The organism is Streptomyces sp. MGP-BFMKR1, from assembly GCF_057766585.1.
Window position 1 is genome coordinate 2,318,613 of record NZ_CM173408.1, and the last position, 19,694, is coordinate 2,338,306.

Annotated in this window: 17 protein-coding genes and 1 riboswitch; of the genes, 6 read left to right on the forward strand and 11 right to left on the reverse strand. The window is 71.6% G+C overall.

The window, feature by feature from the left end; genetic code table 11:
- Position 1: 1 nt before the first annotated feature.
- The 10 genes from AC3CHW_RS08555 to AC3CHW_RS08600 all read right to left on the reverse strand — a co-directional run bounded on the left by AC3CHW_RS08555 (position 2) and on the right by AC3CHW_RS08600 (position 12,661).
- Positions 2 to 895 (reverse strand): thioesterase family protein, encoded by an 894-nt coding sequence (locus AC3CHW_RS08555; RefSeq protein ID WP_488470054.1) that lies wholly within the window; start codon positions 893 to 895, stop codon positions 2 to 4.
- A gap of 359 nt (positions 896 to 1,254) precedes the next feature.
- Complete coding sequence (locus tag AC3CHW_RS08560) at positions 1,255 to 1,923, reverse strand: trimeric intracellular cation channel family protein (RefSeq protein WP_398608807.1); 669 nt, start codon at positions 1,921 to 1,923, stop codon at positions 1,255 to 1,257.
- A 211-nt stretch (positions 1,924 to 2,134) separates the two neighbouring features.
- Positions 2,135 to 3,481 carry an ABC transporter ATP-binding protein gene (locus AC3CHW_RS08565; RefSeq protein WP_488470055.1) on the reverse strand — a complete coding sequence of 449 codons (1,347 nt, stop codon included), beginning with the start codon at positions 3,479 to 3,481 and terminating at the stop codon, positions 2,135 to 2,137.
- Positions 3,482 to 3,492: 11 nt separating this feature from the next.
- Positions 3,493 to 4,677 (reverse strand): ABC transporter ATP-binding protein, encoded by a 1,185-nt coding sequence (locus tag AC3CHW_RS08570; RefSeq protein ID WP_488470056.1) that lies wholly within the window; start codon positions 4,675 to 4,677, stop codon positions 3,493 to 3,495.
- The gene (locus AC3CHW_RS08575) at positions 4,674 to 5,672 is read right to left on the reverse strand and encodes an ABC transporter permease (RefSeq protein ID WP_398608810.1); all 999 of its coding nucleotides are present in this window, start codon (positions 5,670 to 5,672) and stop codon (positions 4,674 to 4,676) included. Before AC3CHW_RS08575 ends, AC3CHW_RS08570 begins: the two co-directional genes overlap by 4 nt.
- 153 nt (positions 5,673 to 5,825) lie before the next feature.
- On the reverse strand, positions 5,826 to 7,595 hold the full coding sequence (locus AC3CHW_RS08580; protein WP_398608811.1) for an ABC transporter substrate-binding protein: 1,770 nt from the start codon (positions 7,593 to 7,595) through the stop codon (positions 5,826 to 5,828).
- Positions 7,596 to 7,684: 89 nt separating this feature from the next.
- Positions 7,685 to 8,692 (reverse strand): ABC transporter permease, encoded by a 1,008-nt coding sequence (locus AC3CHW_RS08585; RefSeq protein WP_398608812.1) that lies wholly within the window; start codon positions 8,690 to 8,692, stop codon positions 7,685 to 7,687.
- A gap of 863 nt (positions 8,693 to 9,555) precedes the next feature.
- On the reverse strand, positions 9,556 to 10,323 hold the full coding sequence (locus tag AC3CHW_RS08590; protein ID WP_488471004.1) for an enhanced serine sensitivity protein SseB C-terminal domain-containing protein: 768 nt from the start codon (positions 10,321 to 10,323) through the stop codon (positions 9,556 to 9,558).
- A 175-nt stretch (positions 10,324 to 10,498) separates the two neighbouring features.
- Entirely contained in the window at positions 10,499 to 11,290 is a 792-nt protein-coding gene (locus AC3CHW_RS08595; protein WP_459248143.1) for an enhanced serine sensitivity protein SseB, read from the reverse strand.
- A 390-nt stretch (positions 11,291 to 11,680) separates the two neighbouring features.
- Positions 11,681 to 12,661, reverse strand: coding sequence for an AAA family ATPase (locus AC3CHW_RS08600; protein WP_488470057.1), 981 nt, complete (start codon positions 12,659 to 12,661; stop codon positions 11,681 to 11,683).
- Positions 12,662 to 12,985: 324 nt separating this feature from the next.
- A riboswitch (glycine riboswitch) is annotated at positions 12,986 to 13,101 on the forward strand.
- Between the two features lie 151 nt (positions 13,102 to 13,252).
- Between AC3CHW_RS08600 and gcvT the strand changes: the two genes are divergently transcribed.
- The 5 genes from gcvT to AC3CHW_RS08625 all read left to right on the forward strand — a co-directional run bounded on the left by gcvT (position 13,253) and on the right by AC3CHW_RS08625 (position 18,502).
- Entirely contained in the window at positions 13,253 to 14,389 is a 1,137-nt protein-coding gene (gene gcvT, locus AC3CHW_RS08605; protein WP_488470058.1) for a glycine cleavage system aminomethyltransferase GcvT, read from the forward strand.
- A gap of 154 nt (positions 14,390 to 14,543) precedes the next feature.
- Complete coding sequence (gene gcvH, locus AC3CHW_RS08610) at positions 14,544 to 14,921, forward strand: glycine cleavage system protein GcvH (protein WP_176164260.1); 378 nt, start codon at positions 14,544 to 14,546, stop codon at positions 14,919 to 14,921.
- A gap of 47 nt (positions 14,922 to 14,968) precedes the next feature.
- The gene (gene glyA, locus AC3CHW_RS08615; protein WP_176166440.1) at positions 14,969 to 16,228 is read left to right on the forward strand and encodes a serine hydroxymethyltransferase; all 1,260 of its coding nucleotides are present in this window, start codon (positions 14,969 to 14,971) and stop codon (positions 16,226 to 16,228) included.
- Between the two features lie 351 nt (positions 16,229 to 16,579).
- Positions 16,580 to 17,977, forward strand: coding sequence for an L-serine ammonia-lyase (locus AC3CHW_RS08620; protein WP_488470059.1), 1,398 nt, complete (start codon positions 16,580 to 16,582; stop codon positions 17,975 to 17,977).
- Positions 17,978 to 18,208: 231 nt separating this feature from the next.
- Positions 18,209 to 18,502, forward strand: coding sequence for a PIN domain-containing protein (locus AC3CHW_RS08625; protein ID WP_488471005.1), 294 nt, complete (start codon positions 18,209 to 18,211; stop codon positions 18,500 to 18,502).
- Between the two features lie 36 nt (positions 18,503 to 18,538).
- Here the strand turns inward: AC3CHW_RS08625 and AC3CHW_RS08630 are convergent, their stop codons facing one another.
- Positions 18,539 to 19,042 carry a hypothetical protein gene (locus tag AC3CHW_RS08630; protein ID WP_488470060.1) on the reverse strand — a complete coding sequence of 168 codons (504 nt, stop codon included), beginning with the start codon at positions 19,040 to 19,042 and terminating at the stop codon, positions 18,539 to 18,541.
- 217 nt (positions 19,043 to 19,259) lie between these two features.
- On the opposite strand from AC3CHW_RS08630, the gene AC3CHW_RS08635 reads away from it, so the two are divergent.
- On the forward strand, positions 19,260 to 19,631 hold the full coding sequence (locus AC3CHW_RS08635; RefSeq protein ID WP_176164258.1) for a YciI family protein: 372 nt from the start codon (positions 19,260 to 19,262) through the stop codon (positions 19,629 to 19,631).
- Positions 19,632 to 19,694: the final 63 nt, after the last annotated feature.

Below are 19,694 nucleotides of genomic sequence, written 5' to 3' on the forward strand. Positions count from 1 at the left end.
GCTAGCCCAGCTTCACCCGGGCCAGTTGGCGGGCCTGCGCGACGAGTTGGTCCGCGCTGTCCCAGACCTGGACGTCCTCCTCTAGGAAGCCGCCGGCCAGGTTGCGAGTGGTGATGGCGACGCGCAGCCGGCCGGGGGCGGGGCGGCGGCGGACGTGCGCGGTCAGCTCCACCGTGGGCACCCAGCCGCTCAGCCCGAGGTCGAACGCCGTGGGCGGCAGCGCGTCCACGGCCAGCAGCAGTGACAGCGGATCGGGGTCCCTGCCGTCGGCGAGCCCGAACCAGGCCCGCATGTCGCCGACCCCGCTGGGCTGGCCGATCGCCCAGCCCGCGGTCGCCGGGTCGAGACGCATGTCGAACCGGTCCACTATCTCGGAGCTGTCGTTGAGCGGCACCTCACCGTCCGGGGCGTCGTCCGCGCCCAGGCAGTCTTCGTACGGGGGCATGGCCGGCGGCGTGGCGGCGGTGCGCACGTCGTTGGGCAGCGCGTCCAGGTGCCCGTAGGTGGCCAGCACGCGGATGCGCTCCACCTCGGCCCCGTCGTCGTCGAACTGGACGAGAGACGCCTGACCGGTGGAGAGGGTGCGGCCGGCACGCACCGTCTCGGTGCGGATCACGGCGGGGCCCGGCTGCGAGGCGGTCAGGTAGTGCGCCGTGATCGAGAACGGGTCCGGGTGCGGCAGGGTGTCGCCGAGGGCGCGGCCGAGCACGGCGAGCAGGTAGCCGCCGTTCAGCGCCTTGAGGATGCTCCAGCGCGCGGAGAGGTCGGCGTCGAAGGTCGCGGTGACCGCGGCGGAAGGAGCGCCGGATTCGGCGGCGGAGCCCGTCCCGGGGGCGCGGCGGGTCACCGTCGTGTCCCGGTCGAACTCGCTGTTACCGATGGTTGCCTGTGCCATGGAAAGCACCGTACACGGCAAGATTACCGACGGGTAGGTTCCCCCCGGCCCGGTTCGCCCTCCTCCCCCGACCCTGCGCACCGCGGCCCCGTGCCCCGTGGCCCCGCCTCGCACCCCGTGCCCCGGCTCCGTGCCCCGTGCTCCGTACTCCGTGGCTCCGCCCCGTGCTCCGTAGCTCCGGCCCCGTGCTCCGTGCTCCGTAGCTCCGCCCCGCGCTCCGGGCTCCGTGGCCCCGCCTCGTGCCCCGTGCCCCGTGGCCCGTACGCCACCGTCGCCCCACAGACGCCGCGCGCGCCCTCCACCACACACGCGCCCTCCGCCACGCACAGGGCGGGGGCCGGCGCGCGTCGGGGTGGGTGTCAGGTGCCCTCCGTCTCCTCGCGGGCCGTGCTGCGGCGGTTCCAGGCGCGGGGGGCGCGCCAGCCGAAGCGCATCGCGCACAGCCGGAGGGCGAAGGCCAGCAGGGCGGCGAGCGCGCTCGTGCCGCCGCTCAGCGCGTCGAAGTGCACCAGCAGGGCCACCACGGAGGAGCCGACCAGGGCCGGTACGGCGTAGATCTCGCGGTCCCAGCGCAGCAGCGAGGGCACCTCATTGGCCAGCACGTCGCGCAGTACGCCGCCGCCCGCCGCCGTGGCGACGCCCAGCGTCACCGAGGCGGTCAGGCTCAGCCCGTACTCGTACGCCTTGGTCGTGCCGGCCACGCAGAACAGGCCGAGGCCCGCCGCGTCGAATATGCCGACCGCCCCGTTGATCCGCTCCACCTCGGGGTGGAGGAAGAACACCAGGCTGGCGGCTATCAGCGGGGTCACGAAGTAGCCGAAGTCGGTGAAGGCAGCGGGTGGCACGGCCCCGATGATCAGGTCGCGGATCAGCCCGCCGCCCAGCGCGGTGACCTCGGCGAGCACGGCTATGCCGAAGACGTCGAAGTTCTTGCGTACGGCGAGGAGCGCGCCCGAGATCGCGAAGACGAAGATCCCGGCGAGGTCCAAGGAGCGCAGCACGGATGGCGTGAACAGATCGGTGAGCACCCGCTATTTTTACCCCGCGGGTCCGGGATGCCCGATCTGATCAACGGGGCCCGGGGTCGCCACCGGCTCGCCCCGGCCCCGCGCGCGGCCCGGCCGCGGGGCCCGTTCCTGGGCGTCGGACGTGCCCACATCGCCCCCGTCCGCGGCCACGGCCACCGCGCCGTCCGCGCCCGCCGCCCCGACCGTGATATCCGTCACCGCGCGCCCGAGGTCAGCCCTCGGCGGCCCCGGGCTCCTTCCGCACCGGCTTCTTCGCCGGCTCCGTCGGCGCCTTCCCCGCTGCCTCGCCCGAGGACGTCGCGGGCGCCTCCTCAGCGGCCCCCTCCGGGGCAGAGCCAGGCGTCGCCACCTCGGCCGTCGCCGTCTTCGCGGCCTTCGCGGGCGCCTTCTCCGCCGTCTTCTCCGCCGTCCTGGTCGACTCCGCCGCCGTCGTGGTCGACTGCGCCGCCGGCGCCGCGCTCGGTGCCTGCGTGCGGACGACCTTGCCGCCGTCTGCCGCGTCCTCGGCCAGCGCGGCGTCGCCCGGCTTGAGGTCCTCGTGGTTCTCGGGGTGGTGGCACGCCACCTGGTGGCCCGTCTTCAGCGCGAGCAGCGGCGGCTCCTCCACCGTGCACACCACCGTGGCCTTCCAGCACCGGGTGTGGAACCGGCAGCCGCTGGGCGGGGCGATGGGCGAGGGCACGTCGCCCCGGAGCAGGATGCGGTCGCGCTTGCCGCGGCGCCTCGGGTCGGGCACCGGGACCGCCGAGAGCAGCGCCCGGGTGTACGGGTGCATCGGCCGCTCGTACAGCGATTTCCGGTCAGTCAGCTCGACGATCTTGCCGAGGTACATCACCGCGATCCGGTCCGAGACGTGCCGGATGACCGACAGGTCGTGCGCGATGATCACGTACGTCAGGCCCAGCTCCTCCTGGAGGTCGTCCAGCAGGTTGACCACCTGGGCCTGGATCGACACGTCGAGGGCCGAGACCGGCTCGTCCGCGACGACCAGCTTCGGGTTCAGGGCCAGCGCGCGGGCGATGCCGATGCGCTGGCGCTGGCCGCCGGAGAACTCGTGCGGGTAGCGGTTGTAGTGCTCGGGGTTCAGGCCGACGCGGCCGAGGAGGCGCTGCACCTCCGCCTTGACGCCGCCCTCGGGGGTGATGCGCTGGAGCTTGAAGGGGGCGCTGACGATGGTGCCGACCGTGTGCCGCGGGTTCAGCGACGAGTACGGGTCCTGGAAGATCATCTGGACGTCGCGGCGCAGCGGGCGCATGCCGGCGACGTTCAGGTGGGTGATGTCCCGGCCCTCGAACTCCACCGTGCCGCCGGTGGGTTCGAGGAGGCGGGTGATCAGCCGCCCCATGGTGGACTTGCCGCAACCGGACTCGCCGACCACGCCCAGCGTCTCGCCCGACCTCACGTCGAAGCTCAGCCCGTCCACGGCCTGGACCGCGCCGACCTGTCGGCGCAGCAGCCCCTTGGTGATCGGGAAGTGCTTGACCAGGCCGGTCACCTTGAGCAGGGTCTCGCCCGCGGCTGGCCGCTGCTTCTGCAACGTCACGTTGTTCTCCGACACAGCTTGGTCCTTCACAGCTTGGGCGCAATCTCTTCGGTCCAGATCCGCGTCCGCTCCTCCTGCGTCATGTGGCACGCGGAGAAGTGACGGCTGCCGACCTCCCGCAGCTCCGGCCGCTCGGTGCGGGTGCGGTTGTCGGCCGGCACGTCCGCGTACGGGCAACGGGGGTTGAAGGCGCACCCCTGCGGCACGTTGATCAGGCTGGGCGGCGAACCGTGGACGGGGATCAGCCGGTCGGTCTGGTCCCGGTCGATGCGCGGCATCGAGCCCAACAGGCCCCAGGTGTAGGGATGTTGCGGCTCGTAGAAGACCTTCTCGGCCGGGCCGCGCTCCACGCACCGGCCGCCGTACATGACCAGGATGTCGTCGGCCAGTTCGGCGACGACGCCCAGGTCGTGGGTGATGATGATGACGGCGGAGCCGAACTCCGTCTGCAGGTCCCGGATCAGGTCGAGGATCTGCGCCTGCACGGTGACGTCCAGGGCGGTGGTGGGCTCGTCGGCAATGAGCAGTTCGGGGTTGTTGGCGAGCGCCATCGCGATCATGGCGCGCTGCCGCATGCCGCCGGAGAACTGGTGCGGGTAGTCGTCCACCCGGCGGTCGGGCTGCGGTATGCCGACCCGGTCCAACAGTTCGACCGCGCGCCGCCGCGCCTTCTTCTTGTCGACCTTGTGGTGGACCCGGTACGCCTCCACGATCTGCGCGCCGACGGTGAAGTACGGGTGCATCGCGGACAGCGGGTCCTGGAAGATCATCGCCATCTCGCGGCCCCGCAGCCGCCGCACCTCGTCCGGGTGGGCGGCCAGCAGGTCGGTGCCGTCGAACCAGATCTCGCCGGAGATCCGCGCCTTGCCCCGGCCGTACTGGCCGACGGTGTGCAGCCCCATGATGCCGAGCGAGGTGACCGACTTGCCCGAGCCCGACTCGCCGACGATGCCCAGCGTCTTGCCGCGCTCCAACTGGAACGAGAGCCCGTCGACGGACTTGACCAGGCCGTCGTCGGTCGGGAAGTGCACCTTGAGGTCGCGCACGTCCAGGAAGACGTCCGTGTCCGGGGTGCCGGCGGTCGTCGGCTCGCCCACGGCGCCGGCCCGCCGCGCGGGCCGGCGGCTCGTCTTGCTGACCGCCCCGGCGCTGGGCCCGCCGTCGGCCTTGCTGACCGCGCCCCCGGCCCCGGGGGTGGATTCCGTCGTCATGAGAGCCTCACTCGGGGGTCGATCACGGCGTACAAGAGGTCCACGATGAGGTTGGCGACGACGACGGCGCCCGCCGTGAGCAGCGTGACCCCCAGGATGACCGGCAGGTCGCGTTCGCCGATGGCCGCCACCGCCGCCTGGCCGAGGCCCGGGAGGCTGAACGTGGTCTCGGTGAGGATGGCCCCGCCGACCAGCGCGCCCAGGTCCATGCCGAGGATGGTGAGCACCGGCGTCATCGTGGAGCGCATCGCGTGCTTGCCGATGACGACCGGCTCGCGCAGTCCCTTGGCGCGCGCGGTGCGGATGTAGTCCTCGCCGAGCACTTCGAGCATGGTGGCGCGGGTGAGCCTGGCGTACATCGCCGCGTACAGGAAGGCGAGCGTGACCCAGGGCAGGATCATGCCGCTGAACCACAGCGCGGGATCGGTGCCGAACTCGGTGTACTCGTTGCTCACCCAGTCGAGCTGGTACGAGAAGATCGCCAGCGAGACGACGCCGGTGAAGTAGATGGGGAGCGAGACGCCCGCCAGGGCGACGGTCATGGCCGTGCGGTCCCAGATCGTGCCGCGCTTGAGCGCCGAGACGATGCCGGTGGCCACGCCGCCGATGACCCAGAGCAGGGCCGCGCCGCCGGCGAGGCCGAGGGTGACCGGCAGTCGGTCGGTCAGGACCGGCCAGATGGGCTGCTCGTTGCGGAAGGAGTACCCGAAGCAGGGAGCCGAGCAGTGCACGGTGTCGGCGCCGCTGGTGTAGTCACGCCCCATGAACAGGCCGCGCAGGAAGTCCCAGAACTGCACCACGATCGGGTCGTCAAGCCCGAGCTTCTGACGGATGGCCTCGATGGCCTGCGCGTCGGACTGCTTGCCGACGTACATCGTCGCCGGGTCGACGCCGGTCCACTTCGGGATGATGAAGAAGATGCCGAAGGTCACCAGGATGACGACCATCAGTGTCAGGACGACGGCGAACAGCCGCCGGATGAGGTATGCGAGCACTGCTTTCGGCCCGGCCGCGGCGGGGAACTACCGGAGTTCGTCCGGTGGTTCCCCGCCGCGGAACGCGGCCATCACCTGCCCTTCGTGCCTAGCGGCGGGTGCGCCGGGATGCGGCTGGCCTCACGCCAGACCTACGGATACGGGTGGTGGCGATCACTTGACGACGCCCAGCGCCTGGTAGTCGTAGCGGCCGTTGAAGGAGTCGGCCGTGTAGACGTTGGTGAGCCGGCTGCTGCGCCAGATGACGTTCTTCTCGAACACGAACGGCAGGTAGACGGCGTGCTCCGAGACCAGCTTGTTCATCTCGGCGTAGATCTTCGCCGCCTTGTCCTCGTCCAGCTCGGACTGCGCCTGCGTGAACTTGGCGTCGATCTCGGGGTCGTTGAGCATGCTGTAGTTGTTGTTGCCGTTGTCCAGGATGTACTTGCTGTGGACGAGCGGCTGCGAGAAGCCCTGGCCGGTCGGGAAGTCCGGGCCCCAGCCCATGATGATGATCCCGAAGTTGTGCTTCTTGACGTACTCCGGGTTGCCGATGATGCCGGTGGTCATCGAGCCGTCGTACTGCTCGATCTCGGCCTGGATGCCGATCTTCTTCAGCGACGCCTGGAGCGACTCGGCGGTGGCGACCTCGACCGGCTTGTTGTTACGCACCGCGATGGTGGTCTTGAAGCCGTTCGGGTGACCGCACTTCTTCAGGGCTTCCTTGGCCTTGGCGGTGTTCGGGGCGCCGCCGTTCTCCAGCGCGCCGTACGGGTCGTACTTCGGGTCCGAACCCTTGACGACCGGCGGCAGCATGTTGGTGGCGATGTCGCCACCGGCCTGCGGGCCACCGCGGGCGGTCTGCAGCGACTGCTTGTCGGCGCCGTAGATGACGGCCTTGCGGCACTCGATCTTGTCGAACGGCTTGACCGTCTGCGGGAAGACCGCGTACCGGATGAACCCGGTCATCGGGTTGTCGAGGTTGCCCTTGTGCTTGCGCAGGGCCTCCACGCGGCCGGCCTGGCCGATGCCCGTCGCGTTCAGGTCGATGTCGTAGTCGCCCTTGATGAGGCGCTTGTCCATCTCATCGGAGTTGGTGATGAGGGTCAGGGTGATCTTGTCCGGAAGGGCCTTGCGGACGGGGTCCGAGGACTTCTTCCAGTGGGGGTTGCGGGTCAGCACCATGGACTTCTTGGGCTCGTACGAGACCCACTGGTACGGGCCCGAGGAGAACGGCTTCTGGCCGTAGCGCGAGCCGGTGTCCTTGTCCTGGCGGGCCGGGGACGCGGCGGGCATGGCCAGCATCTGCTCGAAGTCGCTGTTGGGCTTGGGCAACTTGAAGATGATGGTCTTGTCGTCCGGCGTCTCGATGGCCTTCAGGCCCAGCTTCTCCGGGTGCTTGTCCTTGTACGGGCCCTTGTACTCGCCCTTGGGGTCGAGCGTGTCCTTGAGGTAGATCGGGCCGCCGGACAGCACGTCCTGGGCCCAGATCCGCTCGATGCCGTACTTGATGTCCTTGGACGTGATCGGCTTGCCGTCCTGCCAGGTCAGGTCGGGCCGCAGGGTGTACTCGTACCGCTTGCCGCCCTCGCTGATCTTGGCCTTGGCGGTGGCCATGTCCGGCACGAGTTCCTTGCTCTGCTCGCCAGGGGCCGGCTTGTAGGTGATCAACTGGCGGGTGTAGTAGCGGGCGTAGTCCCAGACGAAGCCGTAGTAGCCGCGCTGCGGGTCCCAGGAGTCGGCGTCCTGGGTCCCGATGAACTTGAGGGTGCCGCCCTTCTTGTCCGACGGGTTGGCGATCTTGTTCTGGGCGGCGTTGAAGCCCGGGCCACTGCCCTCGCTCTTCTTGCCACCGCCCCCACAGCCGGCGGTGGTCAACAGAGCCGCGACGACGACGGCCGACCCCGCGACCAGTCTGCGCTTCGATGTGCGATGGGTTGTCACGATCTCGCAACCTCCGTGGTGGTGACGTTTCTTTGGCTAGCGTGGTGGGACTGCCGATGGAACGGCATGGGCCTGCTGGGGTGTTGGGGTCAGCGGTTCCCCTTGGGGTCGAGGGCGTCTCGGACGCCGTCCCCCAGGAGGTTGAAGGCCAGCACGGTCACGAAGATGGCCAGCCCGGGGAAGATCAGGAACAGGGGCGCGATCTCGTACGTGCGCACCGCCGTTGACAGCATCTGCCCCCACGAGGCGGTGGGCGGCTTGACGCCCGCGCCCAGGAAGCTCAGCGCGGCCTCGGTGAGGATGTTGGTCGGGATCATCAGGGTCATGTAGACCGTGATCGGCGCGACCAGGTTGGGCAGCAGTTCCCGGAACAGGATGTAGCGGCGGCCGGCGCCGAGGCTCTGCGCCGCCTCCACGTACTCGCGCTCGCGCAGCGACAGCGTCTGGCCGCGCACGATGCGTCCCACGTAGGGCCAGCCGAAGAAGCCGATCACCACGACCAACACGCCCATGCGGACGCCCGAACCGCTCAGCCCCCACAGCTCGCTGGGCACCACCGAGACCAGCGCCAGGATGAACAGGAGCTGCGGGAAGGCGAGCAGCAGGTCCATGGTGCGGCTGATGATCGCGTCGACGACGCCGCCGAAGTAGCCGGCGATGATGCCGAAGACGGTGCCGAGCAGGACGGCGAATATCGCCGAGAGGAAGGCCACGATCAGCGAGATGCGGGTGCCGTAGACCACCCGGCTGAAGGTGTCGCGGCCGTTGGTCGGTTCGACGCCGAACAGGAAGTCCTTGCTTATGCCGCCCCAGTCGCCCACCGGTTGGCCACCGCCGTAGGCGTCGATCGTCTCCGGGCCGTCGTGGAACTCGTTGGGCGGATGGCCGAACCAGCTCACGATCAGCGGGGCGAAGATCGCCACGAGGATCAGGAACAGCACGATGCTGCCGCCGACGAACGCCAGCTTGTCCCGTTTCAGTCGCACCCAGGCGATCTGGGCGGGCGAACGGCCCGCGATCTCCTTGGCCGGGGCGTTGGCCGCGACGTCGACAGCCGCGGTCTCGGCCGCGCTCGTGTCGTGCAGTGGTGCCGTCATCGTGGTGGGGACCCCTCTCGGCCGGATGGTGACCGGCCCACGACCGCCGCAGTAGCGGCAGGTTCACATCAGTTGAAGCGAAAGCCGATAGAGCAAAAGCTGCTGAGCTGGTGCAAATGGGCTGAACTTGGCGTGTGGGTACCGCTGATGGTGCGAGAGCTACGAAGCGAGATCCGCCCTCGCGACCCTGAGTCAGGCCATCGCGCGAGAACGTTGACACGGGCTCGGCGCGAAGAGTGCGGACGGACCGGGAAGTTCACCCGCGGCGCGTCACCCGTTCGGGTCGTGTGACGCGCCACACGTCCCTTGGAGCGGGAGTCTTCAACGCTGCCGCGATCACCCGCCAGACCTCATCGGTAATGGATGCGCAACTGTGATGTGGCCAGGAAGGTTCCGTTATCCGAACAGTGGAGCCGGATGAGCGGGGCGGAGTCGGCCGATTACCCACCCACGAACAGGGGTTGCGGCCAGCGCTGGCCGCCCGCGCCCGGCGGAGGGACAAACTCCCTGGAGCGCGCCGGACGCACCGGCCGAGATTGGCGCCTTTCCGCCATCATGGCGCGTCCCCGCGAGAAGTCGCGGGCAACGGCGGGGCACCACGCGGTGTGCGTCGGGGTAGCGGGCGGGGCCCGGCGGGGCAGCGCGGGGAGGGCGAGGGGACGCGGCAGGACGCGGTGGGACGCGGTGGGGTACCGGGCGGGCGGCGCGACATATCGGGTGAACGCCGCGTCTCAGGCGGGCGGCGCCGGCGCGCCAGCGGGGAAAGGGGCGGCCCGGGTTCGGTCCGGCGGCGCCCGTCGCGAGCCCCGAAACGGGGGCTACGGGTGCGGGTGGGGGCTACGGGCGGTGGTGGCCGGGTGCGCTCAGTACGGCTGGGGCTGCGGCGGGTAGCCGTATCCGGCCGTGGGCGCGGGCGCGGCCCCGTAGAGGTCGCGGACGAAGAAGGGGCGGCTGTTGGCCTGCATCCACATCGCCACCGGGTCGTACGCGTCGGCCATCGCGACCGTGGAGACCGGCAGCCCGTCGGGCACCACACCGATGGCCTGACGCATCATCAACCGTACGGATTCCACGGCCTGTTGACTCGTGTCGTACAGCTCAAGGCCGATGGCCAGGTACGGGCTGCCCAGCGCGGGCTGCACCCAGGCGCGGCGCAGCGAGCGCACCGCGGGCGTGCGGTGCGCGTGCTGTCCGAGCAGGGCGTAGAACTGGTGCATCTCCACCGTGGGTTCGCTGAGCCGCAGCGGCCCCGCGGGCAGTCGGTCCAGGCCGCCCGCGACGCGCCGCAGGTCGGCCCAGGGAACGCCGACGCCGCCGCCGGGGGCGTGCGGGTTGAGCCACAGGCCCCAGCGTTCGGGGAAGAGCGCGGCGGCGACCTGCCGGCCGGTGACCACCTCGTGGGAGCGGTGCCAGCCGCTGGCGGCCAGCTCGTGCGCGGAGGTGACGCACGGCGCGTAGCCGAGGCCGTCGATGTCCATGTTTCCGTACTGGGCATCGGGCGATCCCGGCTGGCCGTGCCACAGGAGCATCCACACCTGGCCCTCGACGAGGGCGTGCAGGAGGCGCTCGTACGCGTCGAAGCGCCCCGGGGAGACCTGCCCCAGCGCCTCCTCGACCTGCCCGGCGGGCACACCCGCCCCGCCTCGCCCGCCACCGCCGAGATACGAGTCGCTGCGCACCCCCCTGTCCGCGCCCGCGCTCACCTGGTTACGCCCCTTCTGTCGGCCGATGTCCGGGGCGTCGTCGCACGCCCCGCCCGGTCATCCAACCAGCTTACGAGTCCCCCTCGACAGCTCCCGCACGACGTCACACGTCCCGGTCGAAGAACGGTCGCACCCGCCCCAGCATCCAGTCCGCCACCGGGTCCTGGGCGATGTCCAGCAGCACGAGCTGCACCGGCCAGGCCACCGGAACCGCGCCGAGCGCCCGGCCGAGCGCGTCCAGGACCAGGGCGCGCGCCTGCGGGTCGGGCCGGTCCACCTCGACGCCGACGAACAGGGCCGGGGGCTGCCCCTCGACGCTGGCCAGGGCCCGGCGCGCGGTCCGCACGCCGGGCGTCGCGGTGAACTCGATGCCGGCCGCGGCCAGGAAGTCGACCGGCTCGTCCTGCCAGTCGGGCTCGTAGAGCAGCACCCGGCCGCCCGACGCGGCCCCCTCCAGGGGCGTGCGCCCGGCGCGGCACAGTTCGGCGACGGCGGGCGTCGGGAGCGGGACGCCGACCGCGCCGCCCGGGTTCACGACGATGCCCACCTGCGGGGGCAGCCCGCGGGCGAACTCGACGGCGGGGGCGACGGTGAAGGACATCTGGCCGCCGACGAGCGCGTGGAACTGCGCCTCGGAGCTGAAGACCGGGGTGAACGCGGCGCCGTCCAGCTCGATGGTGGCGAGGTCCAACTCGGTGCTGTCCGGGCCACCGCCGCGCGGCAGCGGCACCCATATCAGGCTGCGCCCGAGTACCTCGACGACGCGGGCGCCCGCTCCCGCCTGCTGTTGTCCGTCCGGTCCCAGCGCGAGCGAGGCGGCCAGCACCTCTTCGAGCTCGTTGCACGGGAAACCGCCGACAGCCGGGGAGGTTTCGTATCGCTCAGGGATGCTCATCTCGTCCAACCACCGTCTCGTCCGACCTGCCTACGCACCCTAACGGCTGCGCCCACGCCCGCTCCCGCGGGCCACTGCCCGCCGGGCGCACGCCCCACGGCCCGGCGCGCCCGCGACCGCCGGCGCACGGAGCCCGTGCGACGGGTGAGCACCACGGGGGCAAGCGCCGGGGCACGCCGGGCACCGCTCGTTCTGCCGCGCTCCGCGCCGATCACCCGGTGCGGGCGTACGGGGCGCCGCCGCGTACGGGCACACCCGGCGGCGGCCCGCACGCGCGCCGCACTCACCACGCGGGCGCGGGCGCGGGCGCCGTCGCGGGTGCGGGCGCCGTCGCGGGTGCGGGCGTGGTCGCAGCCGCAGTCGCAGCCGCAGCCGCAGCCGCAGCCGGGTCTAGTCGAACCCGATGTCGGCCAGCGCCCCGGCCGCCGCGCGGTCCAGCAGGACCGCCGAGGCGCACCCGGGCGGCGGGGTCCCCGCGAGCGCCTCCGCGCGCAGCCGGCCGACCGCGGCGCGGTGGCGGCCGAACGCGTACGGGGAGACCCCGCGGCCCCGCGCCGCCTGCCCGGCCAGGGCCAGGCGCGGCGGCACGTCGAGCAGGACCAGGTGGAGGGCGACGCCGCGCCGGCGTGCGCTGCGGGCCAGCCAGCGGCGTACCCACGGCATGGTGCCGCAGTCGTGGACGACGACGCTGTCGCCGGAGCGCACAGCCCGGCGCAACCCCGCGTAGTGCGCCAGGCGCACCAGCGGCCGGTAGGCGGGGTAGGCCAGCCACGGTGGCATCCGGCGTTCCCAGCGGTCCCTGGCGTCCTGCGAGTCGACCCGCCGCACCGGCCGGCCCTGCGCGTCACGGGTCGGCACCACGCGACGGATCAGGGTGCTCTTGCCGCTGCCCGGCAGCCCGGAGACGACGACCAGGTCGCCGGCGACGTAGCGCAGCTCGCGCACCCTGGCCGGCGCCGCGACCGCCGGTGCCGCGACCGCCGGTTCGGCGACCGCCGTGGGCGGTGCTGACGGGGCCGGCGGGACGGCCGGGGCCGCCGGTCGCGGTGGGGCGCCGCCGGCGCGTGCCTGCGGGAGGTGGCCACGGCCGTCGGACGCGCGCGAGGCCGGGTCGCCGGCGGGCTCCGGGGGCGTGGGGCTACTGGCGGGCTCCTCACCGGGCGGGTCCCCGGCGCGCCGTGCGTCGCCCGGATGGTCGGCCGAGAGGTGCTCGGCGGTGGAGTGGTCGGCGGAGAGGTGCTCCCTCGCGAGACGGTCGGATAATTCCGTCGGCGTCGCGCCCAGCCGCGTGCGGGCCCGGTCCGCCGGCTGGGCGTGGACCCGCCCGCCCGCGCGCAGGTCGCGGACCCGGGGGCCGCGGCCCGGCCGCACCAACTCCCCCGCCGTCCGCGCCCGCTGCCTGGCCGGCGCGGGTGGCGTGGGCGGCGCAGGTGGCGCAGGTGGCGTGGGTGCAGCGGCTGGCGTGGGTGGAGCGGCTGGCGCGGTCACTTGAGGTGTTCCTGACTGTCCCGCCTGCGTGCCCTGACCCTGCAACGTGATCGTCCTCCCCGAGCTGACGGCGGCGGTCACCACGGTCCGTGTCCACCGAGTGTAAAGAAGAGGTAATACGCCCCACCGGAGATTTGGGTGCCGGACCGGGGGTCCATCGCTCGCCTGTCCGTGTCATGATGTGCGCGCAACTGCATACTGGCCGCTCGAATCCATGCGGGAGAGTTCCCGGACCAGCGATGATCCTCTCGATCAGCCGCCCGGGGCGCCGAAGGAGCAAGTCCTCCCTTGAATCTCTCAGGCCCCGATACCGCGTGGATGAGGCAGATCTGAAAAGCGAGCCGTTCGCGCGGCTCCACCCAAGGTGCAAGCCTGCCCCGCTCCGCGGGGGGTCAAGGCGAACCTCTCAGGTTCCGATGACAGATGGGGAGGATGTCTTCGCCAGCCCTGCCCACCCCTTGGGAGCCCGCACCGATGAGCAGCCTGCCCGATTCTCCGCGCCGCACCGCACTCGACGCGACCCATCGCGCGCTCGGCGCCACCATGACCGACTTCGCGGGCTGGGACATGCCGCTGCGGTACGGCAGTGAGCGCGAGGAGCACCTCGCCGTCCGCACCCGCGCCGGCCTGTTCGACCTCTCCCACATGGGCGAGATCACGCTGACCGGCCCGCAGGCCGCCGAGGCGCTCGACTTCGCCCTCGTCGGCAACCTGTCGTCGGTGGCCGTCGGCCGCGCCCGCTACACCATGATCTGCGACGCCGACGGCGGCATCCTGGACGACCTGATCGTCTACCGGCTGGCCGACCAGACGTACCTGGTGGTCGCCAACGCCTCCAACGCGCAGACCGTGCTCGACGCGCTGACCGAGCGCGCCGCCGGCTTCGACACCGCCGTCCGGGACGACCGCGACGACTACGCGCTGCTGGCCGTCCAGGGCCCCGAGTCCTCCGGCATCCTGAAGTCGCTGACCGACGCCGACCTGGACGGGCTCAAGTACTACGCGGGCCTGCCCGGCACCGTCGCCGGCGTGCAGGCGCTGATCGCCCGTACCGGGTACACCGGCGAGGACGGCTTCGAGCTGTTCGTCGCCCCGGGCGACGCCGAGACCCTGTGGCAGGCGCTGACCGAGGCAGGCGCCCCGGTCGGGCTGATCCCCTGCGGGCTCTCCTGCCGCGACACGCTGCGCCTTGAGGCGGGCATGCCGCTGTACGGCAACGAGCTGACCACCGCGACCACGCCCTTCGACGCCGGGCTCGGCCGCGTGGTGAAGTTCGAGAAGACGACCAACGGGGGCCGCTTCGTCGGCCGCGAGCCGCTGGAGGGGGCGGCCAAGCGGGCCGCCGAGGCCCCGCCGCGCAAGCTGGTCGGACTGGTCGCCACGGGCCGTCGGGTGCCGCGCGCCGGGTTCTCCGTCGTGGCCGCCGACGGCACGGTGATCGGCGAGGTGACCTCCGGCGCCCCGTCGCCCACCCTCGGCAAGCCGATCGCCATGGCCTACGTGGACGCGGAGCACGCCGCTCCGGGCACCGAGGGCGTGGCCGTGGACATCCGCGGGACGCACGAGCCGTACGAGGTCGTCGCGCTCCCCTTCTACAAGCGCGAGCGCTAGCCGCTCCACCAGCACGAGCGCCAGCCGCCGCTCCGGTCCCACCCGACCGAGGCGTCCGTTTGGTTCCCGTTCGGAACCTCGGCGGCGTTTGTCCGTTCCATCGTTTTCCCGCCCCCTTGCACGACCACGCCATCGCGTACAGGAGAATCAGGTCATGAGCAACCCCCAGCAGCTTCGCTACAGCAAGGAGCACGAGTGGCTGTCGGCCGCCGCGGACGGCGTGTCGACGGTCGGCATCACCGAGCACGCCGCGGGCGCGCTCGGCGATGTCGTCTTCGTCCAGCTCCCGGAGGTCGGCGCCGAGGTCACCGCGGGCGAACCCTGCGGTGAGCTGGAGTCGACCAAGTCGGTCAGCGACCTGTACGCGCCGGTAACCGGTGAGATCACCGAGGTCAACCAGGACGTCGTGGACGACCCGTCGCTGGTGAACACGGCCCCCTTCGAGGGCGGCTGGCTGTTCAAGGTGAAGATCTCGGACGAGCCGGACGACCTGCTCTCCGCCGACGAGTACACGGCCTTCACCGAAAGCTGAGCAATCTTCCACGTGACCCTGACGACTCTGATCTGATCGGGATGCCGATGTCGCCTTTCAACAGTTCCCTCCACGAGTTCGACCCGGACGTCGCCGCCGCCGTCGACGCCGAGCTCCACCGCCAGCAGTCCACCCTGGAGATGATCGCGTCGGAGAACTTCGCTCCGGTCGCCGTCCTGGAGGCCCAGGGCTCGGTCCTCACCAACAAGTACGCCGAGGGCTACCCGGGCCGCCGCTACTACGGCGGCTGCGAGCACGTGGACGTCATCGAGCAGATCGCCATCGACCGCATCAAGGCGCTGTTCGGCGCCGAGGCGGCCAACGTGCAGCCGCACTCGGGCGCCCAGGCCAACGCCGCCGCGATGTTCGCGCTGCTCAAGCCCGGCGACACGATCATGGGCCTGAACCTCGCGCACGGCGGGCACCTGACCCACGGCATGAAGATCAACTTCTCCGGCAAGCTCTACAACGTGGTCGCCTACCACGTGGACGAGCAGACCGGTCAGGTCGACATGGACGAGGTCCAGCGGCTGGCCAAGGAGCACCGCCCGAAGCTGATCGTGGCCGGCTGGTCCGCGTACCCGCGCCAGCTCGACTTCGCGGCCTTCCGCCGGGTGGCCGACGAGGTCGGCGCGTACCTGATGGTGGACATGGCGCACTTCGCCGGCCTGGTCGCCGCGGGTCTGCACCCCTCGCCGGTGCCGCACGCGCACGTGGTGACCACCACCACGCACAAGACGCTCGGCGGCCCGCGCGGCGGCGTGATCCTGTCCACGGCCGAACTCGCCAAGAAGATCAACTCGGCGGTCTTCCCCGGTCAGCAGGGTGGTCCGCTGGAGCACGTGATCGCGGCGAAGGCCGTCGCCTTCAAGATGGCGGCCTCGGAGGAGTTCAAGGAGCGCCAGCAGCGCACGCTTGAGGGCTCGCGCATCCTGGCCGAGCGGCTGTCCCAGGCCGATGTGGCCGAGGCGGGCGTGGCCGTGCTGTCCGGCGGCACGGACGTGCACCTGGTCCTGGTGGACCTGCGCAACTCCGAGCTGGACGGCCAGCAGGCGGAGGACCGGCTGCACGAGGTCGGCATCACCGTCAACCGCAACGCCATCCCGAACGACCCGCGCCCCCCGATGGTCACCTCGGGCCTGCGGATCGGCACCCCGGCGCTGGCCACCCGCGGCTTCACGACCGAGGACTTCCGCGAGGTCGCCGACGTCATCGCGCAGGCGCTCAAGCCGGTCTACGACGCCGAGGCGCTGCGCGGTCGGGTGAGCGCGCTGGCCGCGAAGCACCCGCTGTACTCCACGCTGTAACCCCTCGGCTGGGCGCCTTTCCCGGGGCACCGCGCACACTGGTAGTGGGCCGGTGCCCCGTCCCGCGCCCGGGCGGGGGTCGATCACCGTCCGGGCGTGGCCGGGCGCACCACCCGCCGGCCCGCCCGGCCCGTACCTCACGACAACCGCATCCGGCGCCGCACCGCGGCAGCCACCCCGCCCGCCCCACCCGGGGCCGGCGGCTCCCCCTCTCCCGTACCCACCCCCCAACGCCGCCCCGGGCCCCTCACTCCCAAGCCCCATGGGCGCGCAACCCCGGCCCGCACCGCCAGCCTCTCTCCCTTCGCACTCCGAACCGCCCACACCGAGCAGACAAAGGGGTCAGCCACCGTGGCCATCTCCGTATTCGATCTCTTCTCCATCGGCATCGGTCCCTCCAGCTCCCACACCGTCGGCCCGATGCGCGCCGCCCGCATGTTCGTGCGCCGACTGAAGAACGAGGGCCTGCTGGCCCACACCACCGCCGTACGGGCCGAACTCTTCGGCTCGCTGGGCGCCACCGGACACGGCCACGGCACGCCCAAGGCGGTGCTGCTCGGACTCGAGGGCTACTCGCCGAAGACCGTGGACGTGGAGCGCGCCGACGAGGAGGTCCAGCGCATCCGCCAGACGAAGCGGCTGCGGCTGCTCGGCGCGGAGATCGGCACCGACCACGAGATCGACTTCGACGAGCCGAACGAGCTGATCCTGCACCGCCGCCGCTCGCTGCCCTACCACGCCAACGGCATGACGCTCTTCGCATACGACGCGGAGGGGGTGCCGCTCCTGGAGAAGACGTACTACTCGGTCGGCGGCGGCTTCGTCGTGGACGAGGACGCGGTCGGCGAGGACCGGATCAAGCTGGACGACACGGTGCTCACGCACCCCTTCCGGACCGGCGACGAGTTGCTGCGGCTCTCCCGGGAGACGGGCCTGTCCATCTCGGGTCTCATGCTGGAGAACGAGAAGGCGTGGCGCACCGAGGAGGAGATCCGCGCGGGCCTGCTGGAGATCTGGCGGGTGATGCAGGCGTGCGTGGCGCGCGGCATGGCCCGCGAGGGCATCCTGCCCGGCGGCCTCAAGGTCCGCCGCCGGGCCGCGACGGCCGCCCGCGCGCTGCGCGCCGAGGGCGACCCGGCCGCGCACGCGATGGAGTGGGTCACGCTGTACGCGATGGCGGTCAACGAGGAGAACGCGGCCGGTGGCCGCGTGGTGACCGCCCCGACCAACGGCGCGGCCGGCATCATCCCCGCCGTCCTGCACTACTACGTCAACTTCGTGGCCAAGGACTCGACGGAGAGCGAGCAGGAGGACGGCATCGTCCGCTTCCTGCTCGCGGCCGGCGCGATCGGCATGCTGTTCAAGGAGAACGCGTCCATCTCCGGCGCCGAGGTCGGCTGCCAGGGCGAGGTGGGCTCGGCCTGCTCGATGGCGGCCGGCGGCCTGGCCGAGGTGCTCGGCGGCTCCACGGAGCAGGTGGAGAACGCGGCCGAGATCGGCATGGAGCACAACCTCGGCCTGACCTGCGACCCGGTCGGCGGCCTGGTGCAGATCCCGTGCATCGAGCGCAACGGCATGGCCTCGGTCAAGGCCGTCACCGCCGCCCGCATGTCGCTGCGCGGCGACGGCCGCCACCACGTCTCGCTCGACAAGGTCATCAAGACCATGAAGGAGACGGGCGCGGACATGAAGGTCAAGTACAAGGAGACGGCGCGGGGCGGGCTCGCGGTGAACGTCATCGAGTGCTGAGAGTGCTGAGGGGGTAGGCCCCGACCGGCGGTGTGCACCTTTCCCCGCGGTCGGGGCCTTCTCTGTTCGCACGGTCTCTGAAGCGGCCCCGGGCAGGTGTGACAGACCCCGGAAGCCCTTCGTGGCTCGGCGGACGACCCGGGGTTCGCCGTACCTGCTCGGCGTCAGCCCTTTCCCGGGCGCCGTGGGGAACGGTTCTGCCGGTGACCGGTCGCGGCCGAGGAGGAGGACATCCGCGTGATCACCAGCTCCGTCACGCTGGTCGAAGCCCGCGACCCCAAGGTCAACCAGGCCCGCTTCGACTACGCCGTCTCCCGCGTGAACATCGTCCCGCCCACCGAAGCCATCGCCCGCCACGCCAGCAAGCTCCTCGCCGCTGCCGGCCTGCACGGCCATACGTACGCACTCGACGCCATCGTGGCCGCCACCGCACTCGCCGCGCCCGCTCCCGTGACCGTACTCACGTCGGATCCCGAGGATCTCCGCGTGCTGTGCCGCCCCGACGTCCGCGTCGTCAAGGTCTGACCCTGCCGGGCCACGGAAGGTGCGTGGGAGACCTTGTCAGATCCGGGTCATGGTCGAGGTGTAGCCGCCCCCGCCGGGGTAGACCCAGTCGCCGGTCATGGTGGTGCCGTCGGCGGTGAAGGTGCCCCGGAAGTAGGCGGGGCTGCCCTTGGCGCCGGCCCAGATGGTGAGCTGGTCGCCGGTGAATTCGTAGACGTAGTCGAAGGTGTTGCCCTGCGAGTCGTAGTAGCGGGAGGCCACGTCCGCGCCGGTCGGCTCGCCGTAGGGGCGGAGGTTGCCGATGACCTCCATGCCGGTGACCGGCTCGCCGAACTGGACCAGGTCCACGTGCTGGACGAGGAAGAACCCGCCGGCCAGCCACTCGTAGCGGACGGTTCCCTCCACTCCGCCGGTCACCTTCCAGGTGCCGACCAGCGGCGCGAGGGCGCGGAGTTCGGCGGTCGGCTCGGCGGGCGGCTGGTTCGCGGGGGTGGTCTCGGTCGTGGTCGTGACGGCGGTGGCGTCGGTGGTCTCGGTCGTGGTCGTGACGGTCTTGGTCATCGGGCTCTCCCTCTTGGTGGTTACTCACCCGCTACCTCGTGGCCGGAGTCGGGTTCTCGACAGACTCATGACGTGATCCACGTCACACGGCGCGGGTGTCGAAGGTGGGTCCACGGCTACGAGGTTGCGGGCGGGGGCCGAGCCGGCCCGTCGCGGTCGCCCTCAGCACCCGGGCGACCGGACCTAACATCGTCGAACCGAGACCAGGGAGTGCCCCGTGAAGTACCTGTTGTTGGGTTACACACCGGCCGACGCGTGGGACGCGGCGACCGCCGACGCTCCGACCGAGGAGGCGCTGGCCGCCTTCGCGGTGTACCAGGAGTTCGAGAAGGAGCTGATCGCCTCCGGCGAACTGGTCAGTACCGAGGGGCTGGGCCACCCGGCGGTCAGCACGACGGTGCGCCCCACGCCCGAGGGTGTGGTGGCGACGGACGGGCCGTTCGCCGAGCTGAAGGAGGTGCTGGCCAGCTTCGCCGTCATCGACGTCGCCGACCGGGAGCGGGCCACGGAGATCGCCGCCCGGATCGTACGGGCGTTGGGCGAGCCGATCGAGATCCGGCCGGTCATGGGCGAGGACTTCGCACCGTGACCACCTGGCCATGCCGCCACCCCCGCCCCCGCCCGTACGACCGGGTGGGGGCGGCCCACCGGG